The 13,303-nt window shown below is 63.0% G+C and carries 15 protein-coding genes; 11 read left to right on the forward strand and 4 right to left on the reverse strand.

The window, feature by feature from the left end; translation table 11 throughout:
* Nucleotides 1-16: 16 nt before the first annotated feature.
* The 4 genes from AC0IYH_RS07740 (at nucleotide 17) to AC0IYH_RS07755 (ending at nucleotide 3,792) form a co-directional block, all read left to right on the forward strand.
* Nucleotides 17-1,027, forward strand: coding sequence for a sulfate ABC transporter substrate-binding protein (locus tag AC0IYH_RS07740; RefSeq protein WP_053137687.1), 1,011 nt, complete (start codon nucleotides 17-19; stop codon nucleotides 1,025-1,027).
* Between the two features lie 76 nt (nucleotides 1,028-1,103).
* Nucleotides 1,104-1,922, forward strand: a complete 819-nt coding sequence (gene cysT / locus AC0IYH_RS07745) for a sulfate ABC transporter permease subunit CysT (protein WP_064450147.1) — start codon at nucleotides 1,104-1,106, stop codon at nucleotides 1,920-1,922.
* 13 nt (nucleotides 1,923-1,935) lie between these two features.
* Nucleotides 1,936-2,808 (forward strand): sulfate ABC transporter permease subunit CysW, encoded by an 873-nt coding sequence (gene cysW / locus AC0IYH_RS07750; protein WP_116627616.1) that lies wholly within the window; start codon nucleotides 1,936-1,938, stop codon nucleotides 2,806-2,808.
* Nucleotides 2,809-2,811: 3 nt separating this feature from the next.
* Nucleotides 2,812-3,792: a sulfate ABC transporter ATP-binding protein gene (locus AC0IYH_RS07755; protein ID WP_116627615.1), complete on the forward strand. Its 981-nt coding sequence runs from the start codon at nucleotides 2,812-2,814 to the stop codon at nucleotides 3,790-3,792.
* A gap of 64 nt (nucleotides 3,793-3,856) precedes the next feature.
* Here the strand turns inward: AC0IYH_RS07755 and AC0IYH_RS07760 are convergent, their stop codons facing one another.
* Nucleotides 3,857-4,384, reverse strand: coding sequence for an Mpo1 family 2-hydroxy fatty acid dioxygenase (locus tag AC0IYH_RS07760; RefSeq protein WP_471833709.1), 528 nt, complete (start codon nucleotides 4,382-4,384; stop codon nucleotides 3,857-3,859).
* Nucleotides 4,385-4,467: 83 nt separating this feature from the next.
* Between AC0IYH_RS07760 and AC0IYH_RS07765 the strand changes: the two genes are divergently transcribed.
* Nucleotides 4,468-5,154, forward strand: a complete 687-nt coding sequence (locus AC0IYH_RS07765) for a Crp/Fnr family transcriptional regulator (protein WP_471833711.1) — start codon at nucleotides 4,468-4,470, stop codon at nucleotides 5,152-5,154.
* A gap of 38 nt (nucleotides 5,155-5,192) precedes the next feature.
* The gene (locus AC0IYH_RS07770) at nucleotides 5,193-5,558 is read left to right on the forward strand and encodes a response regulator (RefSeq protein ID WP_116627612.1); all 366 of its coding nucleotides are present in this window, start codon (nucleotides 5,193-5,195) and stop codon (nucleotides 5,556-5,558) included.
* Nucleotides 5,559-5,674: 116 nt separating this feature from the next.
* On the opposite strand, the gene AC0IYH_RS07775 is transcribed toward AC0IYH_RS07770, so the two are convergent.
* A complete protein-coding gene (locus AC0IYH_RS07775; protein WP_116627611.1) occupies nucleotides 5,675-6,679 on the reverse strand; it encodes an AraC family transcriptional regulator in 1,005 nt (334 codons plus the stop codon).
* Between the two features lie 100 nt (nucleotides 6,680-6,779).
* Between AC0IYH_RS07775 and AC0IYH_RS07780 the strand changes: the two genes are divergently transcribed.
* Nucleotides 6,780-7,874: a fatty acid desaturase gene (locus AC0IYH_RS07780; RefSeq protein WP_471833713.1), complete on the forward strand. Its 1,095-nt coding sequence runs from the start codon at nucleotides 6,780-6,782 to the stop codon at nucleotides 7,872-7,874.
* Here the strand turns inward: AC0IYH_RS07780 and AC0IYH_RS07785 are convergent.
* Both AC0IYH_RS07785 and AC0IYH_RS07790 read right to left on the reverse strand, forming a co-directional pair.
* Nucleotides 7,765-8,700 carry a LysR family transcriptional regulator gene (locus AC0IYH_RS07785; RefSeq protein ID WP_471833715.1) on the reverse strand — a complete coding sequence of 312 codons (936 nt, stop codon included), beginning with the start codon at nucleotides 8,698-8,700 and terminating at the stop codon, nucleotides 7,765-7,767. The two genes, AC0IYH_RS07780 and AC0IYH_RS07785, sit on opposite strands and share 110 nt — an antisense overlap.
* Before the next feature lie 97 nt (nucleotides 8,701-8,797).
* On the reverse strand, nucleotides 8,798-9,967 hold the full coding sequence (locus tag AC0IYH_RS07790; RefSeq protein WP_471833717.1) for a CynX/NimT family MFS transporter: 1,170 nt from the start codon (nucleotides 9,965-9,967) through the stop codon (nucleotides 8,798-8,800).
* Between the two features lie 102 nt (nucleotides 9,968-10,069).
* On the opposite strand from AC0IYH_RS07790, the gene AC0IYH_RS07795 reads away from it, so the two are divergent.
* From AC0IYH_RS07795 to AC0IYH_RS07810, 4 genes are all read left to right on the forward strand, one after another.
* Nucleotides 10,070-10,921 (forward strand): LysR family transcriptional regulator, encoded by an 852-nt coding sequence (locus AC0IYH_RS07795; RefSeq protein WP_116627607.1) that lies wholly within the window; start codon nucleotides 10,070-10,072, stop codon nucleotides 10,919-10,921.
* Nucleotides 10,922-11,161: 240 nt separating this feature from the next.
* Nucleotides 11,162-11,971 (forward strand): energy transducer TonB, encoded by an 810-nt coding sequence (locus AC0IYH_RS07800; RefSeq protein ID WP_122774955.1) that lies wholly within the window; start codon nucleotides 11,162-11,164, stop codon nucleotides 11,969-11,971.
* A 52-nt stretch (nucleotides 11,972-12,023) separates the two neighbouring features.
* Complete coding sequence (locus tag AC0IYH_RS07805) at nucleotides 12,024-12,743, forward strand: MotA/TolQ/ExbB proton channel family protein (RefSeq protein ID WP_122774954.1); 720 nt, start codon at nucleotides 12,024-12,026, stop codon at nucleotides 12,741-12,743.
* Nucleotide 12,744: 1 nt separating this feature from the next.
* Nucleotides 12,745-13,146 (forward strand): ExbD/TolR family protein, encoded by a 402-nt coding sequence (locus AC0IYH_RS07810; protein WP_010565408.1) that lies wholly within the window; start codon nucleotides 12,745-12,747, stop codon nucleotides 13,144-13,146.
* Nucleotides 13,147-13,303 lie beyond the last annotated feature (157 nt).

The following is a 13,303-nucleotide window of genomic DNA, read 5'->3' on the forward strand; positions in this document are numbered from 1 at the left end:
TTCTCAGGAGCCTTCTATGTCGTCGATTCGCCGTTATGCCCTGGCCGCCCTGGCCAGTGCCGTGTTTGCAGGTTCCGCCGTTGCCAAGGACTACGAGTTGCTCAACGTCTCGTACGACCCTACCCGTGAGCTGTACCAGGACTACAACGCTGAGTTCACCAATTTCTGGAAGCAGTCCCACCCGGGCGACAACGTCAAGATCCAGCAATCCCACGGCGGTTCGGGCAAACAAGGTCGGGCTGTGATCGACGGCCTGCGCGCCGACGTCGTGACCCTGGCCCTGGCCGGCGACATCGACGAAATCGCCAAGCTGGGCAAGACCCTGCCGGAGAACTGGCAGACCCGCCTGCCGGATGCGAGCACTCCGTACACCTCGACCATCGTGTTCCTGGTGCGCAAGGGCAACCCTAAAGGCATCAAGGACTGGGGCGACCTGATCAAGAAAGACGTGTCGGTGATCACGCCAAACCCGAAAACCTCCGGCGGTGCACGTTGGAACTTCCTCGCCGCGTGGGCCTACGGCCTCAAATCCGGCGGCAGCGAAGCCAAGGCCCAGGAATACGTGAAAGAGCTGTTCAAGCACGTGCCGATCCTCGACACCGGTGCACGCGGTTCGACCATCACCTTCGTCAACAACGGTCAGGGTGACGTGTTGCTGGCCTGGGAAAACGAGGCGTTCCTGGCCCTGAAAGAAGACGGCGGCGCCGACAAGTTCGATATCGTCGTACCGTCCCTGTCGATCCTCGCCGAGCCGCCGGTTGCCGTGGTCGACAAGAACGCCGAGAAAAAGGGCAACACCGAAATCGCCACCGAATACCTGAAACACCTGTACAGCCCGGCTGGCCAGGAGATTGCGGCGAAAAACTTCTACCGCCCACGCGATGCGAAAGTAGCCGCCAAATACGCCCAGCAGTTCCCGAAACTGGACCTGGTGACTATCGACAAAGACTTCGGCGGCTGGAAAACTGCCCAACCGAAATTCTTTAACGACGGTGGCGTGTTCGACCAGATCTACACGGCGCAGTAAGCCGAGAAACACACACCCACAGAGCCCGCATTCACCTGCGGGTTTTGTGTGTCAGTTCCGCTAACCAAGGACTCTTATGTCGCGTCGTATTTCCCCCGTCATACCCGGCTTCGGGCTGACGCTGGGCTACACCGTGGTGTACCTCAGCCTGATCGTACTCATCCCCCTCGCGGCGATGTTTGTACACGCCGCTCAACTCACTTGGGATCAGTTCTGGGCCATTATTTCCGCACCGCGCGTGCTGGCGGCGTTGAAACTGAGCTTCAGCACCGCGTTGTACGCCGCGCTGATCAACGGCGTGATCGGCACGCTGCTGGCCTGGGTGCTGGTGCGCTACACCTTCCCCGGCCGCAAGATCATCGATGCGATGATCGACCTGCCGTTCGCCCTGCCCACTGCTGTGGCCGGTATCGCGCTGACCGCGCTGTACACGCCCACCGGTCTGGTTGGCCAGTTTGCCGCTGACCTGGGCTTCAAGATCGCCTACTCGCCGCTGGGCATCACCCTGGCGCTGACCTTTGTCACGCTGCCATTCGTGGTGCGTACGGTGCAGCCGGTGCTGGCCGATATCCCCCGGGAAATCGAAGAAGCCGCCGCCTGCCTGGGCGCCAAGCCGTTGCAGGTGTTCCGCTACATCCTCGTGCCCGCGTTGCTGCCGGCTTGGCTGACCGGCTTCGCGTTGGCTTTTGCCCGTGGCGTCGGCGAGTACGGCTCGGTGATTTTCATCGCCGGCAACATGCCGATGAAAACCGAGATTTTGCCGTTGCTGATCATGGTGAAGCTCGACCAGTACGACTACCGCGGTGCCACCTCCATTGGTGTGCTGATGCTGGTGGTTTCCTTTGTCTTGCTGCTGCTGATCAACTTGTTGCAGCGGCGCATCGAACGTCCATAAGGAGGCGCGGAACATGTCCCAATCGTCTATTTCCGCCGCGTCCTCGGCCAACGCTGCCCGCCGTGGCAGCGCAGTGTCGCGACGTATCCTGATCAGCCTCGGCTGGCTGGTATTCTTCCTGTTCCTGCTGCTGCCGCTGTTTATCGTGGTGTCCCAGGGCCTGAAGAATGGCCTCGGCGCGTTCTTCACCGCGATCCTCGAACCCGACGCGCTGTCGGCCTTGAAACTCACGGTGATCGCCGTGGCGATTTCGGTGCCACTCAACGTGGTGTTCGGCGTCAGCGCCGCGTGGTGCGTGAGCAAGTACTCGTTTCGTGGCAAAAGCATCCTGGTGACGCTGATCGACTTGCCGTTCTCGGTCTCGCCGGTGATCGCGGGTCTGGTCTACGTGTTGATGTTCGGCGCCCAAGGCTTCTTTGGCCCGTGGTTGCAGGACCATGACATCCAGATCGTCTTCGCCCTGCCGGGTATCGTGCTCGCTACCATCTTCGTCACCGTGCCCTTCGTGGCCCGTGAACTGATCCCGCTGATGCAGGAGCAGGGCACCCAGGAAGAAGAGGCCGCGCGCCTGCTGGGCGCCAATGGCTGGCAGATGTTCTGGCATGTGACCGTACCGAACATCAAGTGGGGCCTGATCTACGGCGTGGTGCTCTGTACCGCGCGGGCCATGGGTGAATTCGGCGCAGTGTCGGTGGTGTCCGGCCACATTCGCGGCGTGACCAACACCTTGCCGCTGCACGTCGAGATCCTCTACAACGAATACAACCACGTTGCCGCGTTTGCCGTCGCGAGCCTGTTGCTGATCCTGGCGCTCTTCATCCTGCTGCTCAAGCAGTGGAGCGAGAACCGTATCAACCGCCTGCGCAAAAGCGCCGGTGAGGAATAAGTCATGTCGATCGAAGTCCGTAATGTCAGCAAGAATTTCAACGCCTTCAAGGCCCTGAACAGCATCAATCTGGATATCCAGAGTGGCGAGCTGGTGGCGTTGCTGGGCCCGTCCGGCTGCGGCAAGACTACCTTGCTGCGCATCATCGCCGGCCTGGAAACCCCGGATGACGGCAGCATCGTGTTCCACGGTGAAGACGTGTCCGGCCACGACGTGCGCGATCGCAACGTCGGCTTCGTGTTCCAGCACTACGCGCTGTTCCGCCATATGACCGTGTTCGACAACGTTGCCTTCGGCCTGCGCATGAAGCCGAAAAACCAGCGCCCGAGCGAAACCCAGATCGCGGCCAAGGTGCACGAGCTGCTGAACATGGTGCAGCTGGATTGGTTGTCGGATCGCTACCCGGAGCAGCTGTCCGGTGGCCAGCGCCAGCGTATCGCCCTGGCCCGTGCCCTGGCGGTGGAGCCCAAGGTGCTGCTGCTGGATGAGCCCTTCGGCGCCCTCGACGCCAAGGTCCGTAAAGAACTGCGCCGCTGGCTGGCGCGCCTGCACGAAGACATCAACCTCACCTCGGTATTCGTGACCCACGACCAGGAAGAGGCCATGGAAGTCGCCGACCGTATCGTGGTGATGAATAAAGGCGTGATCGAGCAGATCGGCTCACCGGGTGAAGTCTACGAAAACCCGGCCAGCGACTTTGTTTACCACTTCCTCGGCGACTCCAACCGCCTGCATTTGGGCGAGGACAAGCACGTGCTGTTCCGGCCGCACGAAGTGTCGCTGTCGCGCCATGAGCTGGAAGACCACCACGCGGCGGAAGTGCGCGATATCCGCCCATTGGGCGCTACCACGCGGGTGACGTTGAAGGTTGAGGGCCAGACTGACCTGATCGAGGCTGAAGTGGTGAAAGACCATGACAGCCTCACCGGATTGGCGCGCGGCGAGACCCTGTTCTTCAAGCCAAAAGTCTGGCAAAAAGCCTAGGCACACCGCAAAACCAACTGTTGAAACAGAACCAATGTGGGAGGGGGCAAGCCCCCTCCCACATTCAGATCTGACCAGGCGTTAGGTCGCGGCGCGCTACTGGCCCCGAGCGCTCTTCAATCTGCTGTTTAAGGTCGTGCCGCAACCCCACCAGAAACGCCAACTCCGCCACCACAAACAACGGCCCCACAATCAACCCCGACACGTCATCCACAAACGCCGGCTTCTTGCCTTCGTAGTAATGCCCGACAAACTGAATCACCCAGCCCACCACAAACATCCCAATCCCGCTACTCAGCCACACCAGCGTGCTCTGCGCCGCCAGCACGTGCCCGGCCCACACCGACAAGCCCATCAGCACCGTCATCAGCACGCCCAAAGCCAGCTCCAGGCGCAGGTAAAACCACGCTGACAACAGCGCGACAATCACCGCCGGTGAAATCCACAGGCCGCCCACCGCCCATTCCGGGCGTGACAGCAGCACCGCCACCGCCACCACAATCAACGGGATGCCAATAAAGTGGCTGGCGATATTGCGCGGGTCGCGGTGGTAGGCGGCGTATTGACTGAGGTGGTCGACGAGGCTTTTCATTGTTGTTCCTCCTGTAGGATGGTGGATCATGCCCTGTCAGCCCGCGACCAACTGTCAGCTGGGCGACAATCTTCGGAGTTCGCATGGATGTAGAGCAATGGCGCGCCCGCTTGGCCACCGGGCACTGGTTCAGCCACCTGCCCACCGCGTTTCAGCATAGCCTGCTGGCCCACGCGCGGCTGCGGCAGCTGACGGCGGGGCAATACCTGTTCAAACGCGGTGACCCGCCCTGTGGCCTGTACGCGGTGCTCGACGGTGCATTGCGGGTGAGTGCGGTGAGCGAGCAGGGCAAGGAGGCCGTGCTGAGCCTGGTGGAACCGCCCTTCTGGTTCGGCGAAATCTGCCTGTTCGACGGCCTGCCGCGCACCCATGACGCCTGCGCCGTCGGGCCGTGCACCTTGTTGCAAGTACCGCAGCAGGCACTGCTGAAAATGCTCGACCAAGCCCCGCAGTACTGGCGCGACCTGGCGTTGTTGATGAGCCAGAAGTTGCGCCTGAGTTTTATCGGCCTCGAACAATTGAGCCTGATGCCCGCCTCGGTGCGCCTGGCCCACCGGCTGTTGATGATCATTGACGGCTACGGCGACATGGACCACGCAAAGCGCGTGCTGCAATTGCCCCAGGAAGACCTGGCGGCGATGCTGAGCCTGTCGCGCCAGACCACCAACGCCTTGCTCAAGGACCTGCAAGCCCAAGGCATCGTGCGCCTGGGCTACGGCGAGATCGAAATCCTCGACCCACAGCGCCTGCGCGAGGCAGCGCACACCTGAGGGTGGTAGCCTGCACGTCTGATCAATCGAGGTGTGTTATGCGCGTGCTGCTAGTGGAACATGAAACCGACGAGGCACAGCGGATGGCCCAGGGCTTGAACGAGGCCGGCTATACCGTGGAAGTCGCGGCCAATGGCATGGCGGCGCAGCGCTTTGTCGAAAGCAGCGAGTACGACCTGGTGATCCTGGACGTGATGCTGCCCGGGCTGAATGCCTGGAAATTGCAGCAGGCGGTGAGGCTGAAGGGTGCCACGCCGCTGCTGTTTTTGACCACGCCGGGCGGGATTGAAGACCGGTTGCGTGGGTTGGAGCTGCATGAGGATGATTATTTGCTCAAGCCGTTTGAGGCCAAGGCGTTGGTGATGCGGGTGAAGAAGGTGCTGCGGCGGGATCGGAGGCTGTAGTGCCTGGACCACTGCCATCGGGGGCAAGCCCCCTCCCACATTTGGATTTGTGAATACATTCAAAGGTGGGAGGGGGCTTGCCCCCGATGAGGCCATAAAATCCACCACAAATCCCTCTACCGCAACCCATCCCGAAACTGCCCCGGCGTCATCCCCGTCCAACGCTTGAACGCCCGATTAAAGCTGCTGGTATCCGCAAACCCCAACAGATGACTGATCTCCGCCAACGAACACTGCAGATCCCGCAGGTGCAGCAACGCCAGGTTCTGCCTGCACTCATTGAGCAACGCATCAAACCGACACCCCTCATCCGCCAGATGTCGCTGCAAGCTGCGCAGGCTCAGGTGCAACGCCTGGGCAACCCGTTCCGCACTTGGCTCGCCGTCAGGCAATTGCGCCTCGATAACACCGCGCACCTTGCGCTCCCAGGTCAGCGGTTGCAGCTGGGCCAGGGTGCGCTTGAGCACGGTTTCGTTGTGCTCGGCCAGCTCGGGGTTGGCGTCGTCGAGGTGGCTGTCGAAATCCTCAGTGGCGAACTCCAGGCGGTCTTCCTCGGCGCCAAAAAACACCGGCGCGCGAAACACCGTGTGCCACGGCGTAGGGTCGGCCGGTGGCGGGCGGCGCAGGTACACCGCCAGTGGCGCGTACTCGCGGCCCAGGCGGTTGCGGCAGGTGCGCACATAGATCGCGGCAAATGCGTCGATGGCCTCCAGCGCCGGCGCCGGGCTGCCCGGCGGTTGCAGCAGGCGGAAACGGTAGCGTTCGCCCTCGCGGGTCAGCTCCAGCGCCAGCGCATCGCTGACCACCTGGTGATAACGCACGATGCGCTCGAACACCTCGCGCAGGCTGCCGCTGGCCACCAACGCATACCCCAGCGCATGAAAAGTCGTGGGGCTGACAAAGCGCGACACCCGCAAGCCAATCGCCGGGTCGCCGCTGGCCTGCACTGCCAGCTCCCACAGGCGTGTGGTGGCCGACAGCGGGTAGCGCGCATTCGGGTCGTCCATCTGCTGCGGGTCCAGCCCGGCCTCGGCGCACAGCGCGGCGCTGTCGAGGCCGAGGGCGTCGAGTTGCTTGCGCAGGGCGCGGGTCCAGCTGGCGAGTGAGGTGGGTTCGGTCATGACGATTGGCGCTTGCGGTCAACAGGTTGGCGTGTGGGGCTAGCACGCTGCACGGGGGCCTGGTGCAGGATGGAAGCCTCGATAACCAGAGGATGGAAGCATGGACGGTACTTGTGCAAGTCCCCGGCAGATGAACGCGCAACAGCGTTCGGCGCATATCCGTGAAGTGGTGCTGGCCGAGGGCGTGCGCCTGCGCCAGCAGCACCCCTGGCTGCTGCATCAGGACGCCCTCGGCGCGGGCATCCTGGCCGTTGCCCTGCTGGGCATGCTCGGCTCGGCGGCGCTGTACATCAGCGGCCACATGGCCTGGTGGGTGTGCCTGCTGCTCAATGCCTTCTTCGCCTCGCTGACCCACGAGCTGGAACACGACCTGATCCACAGCATGTACTTTCGCAAGCAACGCCTGCCCCACAACCTGATGATGGGCCTGGTGTGGCTGGCGCGGCCGAGCACCATCAACCCGTGGATCCGCCGCCACCTGCACCTCAACCATCACAAGGTGTCGGGCACCGAAACCGATATGGAAGAGCGCGCCATCACCAATGGTGAACCCTGGGGTTTTGCGCGCTTGCTGATGGTCGGCGATAACGTGATGTCGGCGTTTATCCGCATGCTGCGCGCCAAGACCTGGGGCCACAAACTCAAGATCCTCAAGCGCTCGCTATTGGTGTACGCGCCGCTGGCGCTGCTGCATTGGGGCGCGTGGTACATCTTCCTCGGCTTTCATGCCGCCAACGGCATCGCCTGCCTGATGGGCGCGCCCATCGAGTGGTCAGCCGGCACCCTGCAGATGATGCAGGTCATCGACATCGCCGCCGTGGTCATCATCGGCCCCAACGTGTTGCGCACCTTTTGCCTGCACTTTGTCAGCTCCAACATGCACTACTACGGCGACGTGGAACTGGGCAATGTGATCCAGCAAACCCAAGTGCTCAACCCCTGGTGGATGTGGCCGTTGCAGGCATTCTGCTTCAACTTCGGCAGCACCCATGGCATCCATCACTTTGTGGTGAAGGAACCGTTCTACATCCGCCAGATGACCGCCAACGTGGCGCACAAGGTCATGGCCGAGATGGGCGTGCGTTTCAATGATTTCGGGACGTTTGCGCGGGCCAATCGGCTGGGTTTTCCACCGCCTGCAGGGTCTCTATCAGTGCCTTCGCCGCAGGCGACAGGCGCACCCCAGCGCGGCTGATCACCCCGCAGCGGTTGTTCAGGCTGTCCAGGGCGGGGGGCAGGTTGCGCCAGTGCAGCACCTGCAACTCACCGCTGGCGAAGGCGTCGACGAAGGCCTCTTCGGCGCCCAGGCCGATGGCGTTGGACTGACGCACGATGGTCGCCAGCGCGGCAAACTGCTCAAGCTCGATGGAAGGCGCGAAGTCGATGCGCCCACTGAGGTTGGCCAGCAGTTTGCGAATGCCCGGTGCGATCAGTGGTGTAGCCAGCGGGTAGCCGAACAGGTCGTTGGTGGACAGGCTGTCCTTGGCCAACAGCGGGTGCCCGGCACGGCAGAAAAACACACTGCGCCGGGGCGTCAGGGCCTGGGTCTGGAAGTTCGGCTCGGCTTCGAAGTGGCGCACATCGGCGATAAAAAATTCGATCTCTTCGCGGCTCAGGCTGCGCCCCAGCCGTTCCCAGTTATCCACCTGCAGCGCACTGCGTACCTTCGGGTACGCGGTGATAAAGCGCGCCATGGCCTGGGGCACCAGGTTGACGGCGGCCACCGCATCGCTGCCAAAGCGTACTTCGCCGGCGTCGAGTTTGGTCATGCGCGTGACTTCATGGCTGAGCAGCGCCGCGCCCTGCACCAGGCTCAACGCGTGTTGCAGCACCACCTGACCTTCGGGGGTGGGGCGCAGGTCTTTATTCGCGCGGTCCACCAGCACACAGCCGAATTCCTGCTCCAGGCCCTGGATGCTGCGGCTGAATGCCGGCTGGGTGATGCCCATGGCGTCGGCGGCGCGCACGAAACTGCGGTGTTCGTTGAGCGCGATGAAGTAGCGCAGTTGGCGAAGGTCCATGGTGTGCCCGGCATCCTTTGGGAGAACCGGGATTTTAAGGCGCTTGCTTATTCCGTCAACGAAGCTTGATTGTTTTATCTAGATCTTAAATGCATATCTATAGAGCCGGCACCGTGCGGTAGGTCGCCGGGCTGAACACGCGCGTTACCAGCAGCATGGCCACCACCGTCACCGTCAGCACCACCCAGGCGCTGACAAAGCTGCCGGTCAGCTCACGCAGCCAGCCGGTCATCCACGGCGAAATCGCATTGATCAAGAAACCCACGCCCTGCACAAAGGCCGCCAGTTGCCCGGCTTGGCGCGGGTCGCGATGGTGGTCGAGGGTCAGCAGCAGGCTCAGGGCAAAACACGCGCCCAGGCCAAAGCCGCACAAGGCCACCCACAGGTGGGGAAACTCCTGCGGGGCGAGGATCAGGCCCAGGTAACCCACGGTTTGCGCCAGCAGGCTGATGCCGAGCAGGGGCCGGCGGTCGACGCCACGTTGCGCCAGCACCGGCATCAACAGCGCGGCAATCACCTGGAAGATGGTCATGAACGCCAGCAACGAACCGCTGGGCAACACGCCCCAGCCCAGTTGCTGATAGTAGGCAGGCAGCCACGCCACCATGCTCATGTAGCCGCAATTGACCAAACCGAAATACAGCGCCAGCAGCCACGCCCGGCGGTTGCGCAGGCCCTGGAACGCCGGCACCACCTGTGGATTCTTCGCCGCGCCCAACGGCAGCCAGGCCCACAGCAGCAACGCCCCCAGCGCCGGCAGCAACCACACGCCGAGCCCGGCCTGCCATTGCTGGAAATGCGTAGCCACCACCGGGCTGAGCAGCGCCGCCAAGCCGCCGCCGGCCATCAGCGAAGCCGAGTACACGCCCATCGCCACGGGTACGCGGTGATGAAACTCGCGCTTGATCATCGCCGGCACCAGCGCCTGGATCAGCGCCACCCCCGCGCCGCCAAGCAACGCCGTAACCAGCAACGCCGACGCCTGGCCCATCAGCCAACGCGCCAGGCACGCCAGCAGAATCATCATCAGGCCCAACGCGATACCCCGTCGCTCACCCAGACGCGCCTCCACCCGCACGCCCACCAGCGCCACCAGGCCCATGCACACCACCGGCAGGCTGGTGAGCAGGGCGCTGCTCTGGAAACTCAGGCCGGTGGCCTGGCGGATTTCGCCGAGCAAGGGGCTGATGGAGCTGAGGATCGGCCGCAGGTTGAGGCCAAGCACCACCAGCAGGCCCCAGCCGGCGAGGGATTTATTCAGGGTCATGCAGCGCCCTTGCGATAGATAAATGAGGCGTGAGTATGGGCAGCGGCAAAGGTATTCTGAAATTAAATATAAACATGCCAACCAGTGGTAAATGGAATGACTATGTTCGATCCGGTGTTGCTACGCAGCTTTGTCGCCGTAGTGGATTGCGGCAACTTCACCCGCGCCGCCGAGCGCCTGCACCTCACCCAATCCACCGTGAGCCAGCAGATCCGTCGTCTCGAAGACGCCGCCGCGTGCCAGTTGCTCGACCGCGACCAGCGCCATGTGGTGGCCACCGCCGAGGGTGAACGGCTGCTGGCTTATGCGCGACGCATCCTCGCGTTGCACGAAGAGGCCGCCGACGTGTTGATCAACCAGCAAAGCGACGGCGTGCTGCGCCTGGGCGTGCCGGAAGACTTTGCCGCCGAGCGCCTGATGCCGTTGCTGTCGGCGTTTGTGCTGGCGTTCCCACGGGTGCGTCTGGAGGTCACCAGCGGCCTGGGCCCCGAGTTGCAGCGCCAGTACCGGGCCGGCGAGTTTGATGTGTTGCTGGTCAAGCAAATGGGCGACAGCGCCGACTGCCTGGCGTCGTGGCCAGAGCCCTTGTGTTGGGTCGACAGCCGCAGCACCCCTTGCCTGGGGCGCGACCCGCTGCCCTTGGTGGCCTTCCCGGTAGGCGGTCTGTACCGCAATGAAATGCTCCAGCACCTGGAAGTGGCCGGCTGGCGCTGGCGTATCGGTTATTCCAGCGCGAGCCTAGCCAGTGTGTGCTCGGCGGTAGCGGCCGGGTTGGGCATCAGCCTGTTGCCGCGTCGGGTGGTGCAACCGGGGCATGTGGTGTTGGGTGAAGGCAGCGGTTTGCCGGCGGTGCAGGGCGTGCGGCTGGCGCTGTATGGCCGCAGTGGCCTGGGCGCGGCGGGGCAGAGTCTGCAGCGCCAATTGCTCGATTTATGCGCAAACAGCCCTGGCTGAGTCATGCCTTTTCTGAATATTTTTTATGCCTGCAAAGCATTCAAAACTGAGCGCGTGGCGCCAAGCCACGCCGCACAAGGCTTCGGCGTTTCCGAGTGTTTTGTTTATTCGGTTTAGGTCTATGTATAACTTTAAAGATTACTTTAAGAGATAAGCGTCTGGCCCCGATGATTCAGCCCTCGACGGCCTTCCATGCAGGCCTGTCGGTTTTTTTGTTTCAAAACCGTAGGGAGTGAATCAATGGGCAAAGTCCAGACCGCCGCCAGTGCACACGAGGCGCAATGGCGCCAGGCACCGAGTGGTGAGTTGGTCGACCTTGGCCGGCCGCACCGCGCGCCGTTGGGGCAGTTGCGAACGCAGAAGACTCCAAAGCGTTTCTCCAGCCGTCGCGAAGGGATTCTGCTGGGGCTGCTGGTGTTGGCGTTGCACGGTGCAGTGATTTATTGGGTAAGCCAGAAGGCCACGCCGGTGCTGCCGATCGTGCCGCCGGAAATCCCGCCGATGACCATCGAATTTTCCCAGCCGGCGCCGCCGGTGGTGGAACCGCCACCGCCTGCGCCGCCACCACCGCCGCCGCCTGTGGTCGAGCCACCGCCGCCGGTGGTGGATGAATTGGCCGCCAAGCCGGCGCCGAAAAAGATTCCACCGCCCAAGCCCGTGCCCAAACCGGTGCCCAAGCCTGTCGCCAAGCCGGTTGAGCAACCGCCCGCGCCACCGGTACCGGCGCCACCGGCGCCTGCTCCGGTCGCACCGCCGGCGCCGGCTCCGGTAACGCCTGCTTCGGCCAACGCCGCGTACCTGAAAAACCCGGCGCCGGAGTATCCGTCACTGGCCCAGCGTCGCGGTTGGGAAGGCACGGTGTTGTTGCGGGTGCAGGTACTGGCCAGCGGCAAGCCGGGCGAGATCCAGATCCAGAAAAGCAGCGGTCGCCAGCAACTCGACGACGCCGCACTGGCCGCCGTGAAGCGTTGGAGCTTCGTGCCGGCCAAGCAGGGCGATGTGGCCCAGAACGGCTGGGTCAGCGTACCGATCGACTTCAAGATTCACTAACTATTGCTGCGGGGTGTTGCACACACCGCGATCTGTTCAGAGGGAAAACACCATGGCATTAGCATCTCCACTTGAATCCATCGAAAGCGCGGTGATCTGGCTGCTGGTGGTCTTTTCGGTCGCCACCTGGGGCCTGGCCCTGCTCAAGGGCGTGCAGTTCGGTCGCCTCAAGGCCCAGGATCGCAAGTTCCATAAACAGTTCTGGGCGGCATCGAGCCTCGACTCCGCCGCCGAACTCGCCGAAACCCAACCGGGCGCTGCGGCCCGTGTGGCCCAGGCCGGTTATGCCGCGATCCAGGTCGGCGAGGCGCCCCACGCGGCCGACCTGAGCCAGGCCATCAACCACCAGGACCGCCTCGAACGCGCCCTGCGCCAGCAGATCGTGCGGGAACGCCGCTCGCTGGAAACCGGGCTCGCCGTGGTCGCCAGTATCGGCAGCACCTCGCCGTTTATCGGCCTGTTCGGCACCGTGTGGGGGATCATGGAAGCCCTCAAGGGCATCAGCGCCGCCGGTTCCGCCAGCCTCGAAACCGTGGCCGGCCCCATCGGTGCGGCGCTGGTCGCCACCGGCGTAGGGATCGCCGTCGCGGTGCCCGCGGTGCTGGTCTACAACTATTTCCTGCGCCGCCTGAAGCTTACGGCTGCCGACCTGGATGACTTTGCCCACGACTTCTACAGCCTGGCGCAGAAGAATTCCTTCCGCGTGCTGCTGCACCCGGCGTTGACCAAATCCAGCGCCGGCAACCCGCAAAAAGTGAAGGAGGCGTCCTGAGATGGCCTTCTCCACGCAAGACAGTGATGAGGTGCTGAGCGAGATCAACGTCACGCCGCTGGTAGACGTGATGCTGGTGCTGCTGGTGGTGTTTATCGTCACCGCGCCGCTGCTGACCAACGCGATCCCGATCAACCTGCCCAAGACCGAGGCCGTGGCCCCGGTGGAGCAGAAAGACCCGCTGGTGGTGAGCATCGACGGCGCCGGCAAGCTGTTTATCAACAAGGATGAAATCCAGCCGGACCTGCTGGAATTCAACCTGCAGGCGGCCAAGGCCAAGGACCCCGATGTGCGGGTGCAACTGCAGGCTGACGATGGAGTGAACTACGGCGAAGTGGCGCGAGCCATGGCGTCGATCGAACGCGCGGGGATTACCAAGCTGTCGGTGATTACTGCGCGCTGAGTTTCAAACGTCTCGACAATTTTTGGCCGTCTCCTTGGCAGGGTGCGGCCTTTTTTTTGCCTGGGATTTGGGCCGCCCCGCCGAACCCGATGTGCAACGAGATCAAAATGTGGGAGGGGGCTTGCTCCCGATTGCAGTCTGTCAGCCAACACACCTT

The organism is Pseudomonas sp. AC463 (assembly GCF_979253585.1).

Coding starts and splice junctions, on each gene's coding strand:
- AC0IYH_RS07805 (WP_122774954.1), top strand. CDS start 12,024: ATGGCATTAGCATCTCCACTTGAATCCATCGAAAGCGCGGTGATCTGG.
- cysT (WP_064450147.1), top strand. CDS start 1,104: ATGTCGCGTCGTATTTCCCCCGTCATACCCGGCTTCGGGCTGACGCTG.
- AC0IYH_RS07810 (WP_010565408.1), top strand. CDS start 12,745: ATGGCCTTCTCCACGCAAGACAGTGATGAGGTGCTGAGCGAGATCAAC.
- AC0IYH_RS07790 (WP_471833717.1), bottom strand. CDS start 9,967: ATGACCCTGAATAAATCCCTCGCCGGCTGGGGCCTGCTGGTGGTGCTT.
- AC0IYH_RS07780 (WP_471833713.1), top strand. CDS start 6,780: ATGGACGGTACTTGTGCAAGTCCCCGGCAGATGAACGCGCAACAGCGT.
- AC0IYH_RS07785 (WP_471833715.1), bottom strand. CDS start 8,700: ATGGACCTTCGCCAACTGCGCTACTTCATCGCGCTCAACGAACACCGC.
- AC0IYH_RS07795 (WP_116627607.1), top strand. CDS start 10,070: ATGTTCGATCCGGTGTTGCTACGCAGCTTTGTCGCCGTAGTGGATTGC.
- AC0IYH_RS07800 (WP_122774955.1), top strand. CDS start 11,162: ATGGGCAAAGTCCAGACCGCCGCCAGTGCACACGAGGCGCAATGGCGC.
- AC0IYH_RS07775 (WP_116627611.1), bottom strand. CDS start 6,679: ATGACCGAACCCACCTCACTCGCCAGCTGGACCCGCGCCCTGCGCAAG.
- AC0IYH_RS07770 (WP_116627612.1), top strand. CDS start 5,193: ATGCGCGTGCTGCTAGTGGAACATGAAACCGACGAGGCACAGCGGATG.
- cysW (WP_116627616.1), top strand. CDS start 1,936: ATGTCCCAATCGTCTATTTCCGCCGCGTCCTCGGCCAACGCTGCCCGC.
- AC0IYH_RS07760 (WP_471833709.1), bottom strand. CDS start 4,384: ATGAAAAGCCTCGTCGACCACCTCAGTCAATACGCCGCCTACCACCGC.
- AC0IYH_RS07755 (WP_116627615.1), top strand. CDS start 2,812: ATGTCGATCGAAGTCCGTAATGTCAGCAAGAATTTCAACGCCTTCAAG.
- AC0IYH_RS07765 (WP_471833711.1), top strand. CDS start 4,468: ATGGATGTAGAGCAATGGCGCGCCCGCTTGGCCACCGGGCACTGGTTC.
- AC0IYH_RS07740 (WP_053137687.1), top strand. CDS start 17: ATGTCGTCGATTCGCCGTTATGCCCTGGCCGCCCTGGCCAGTGCCGTG.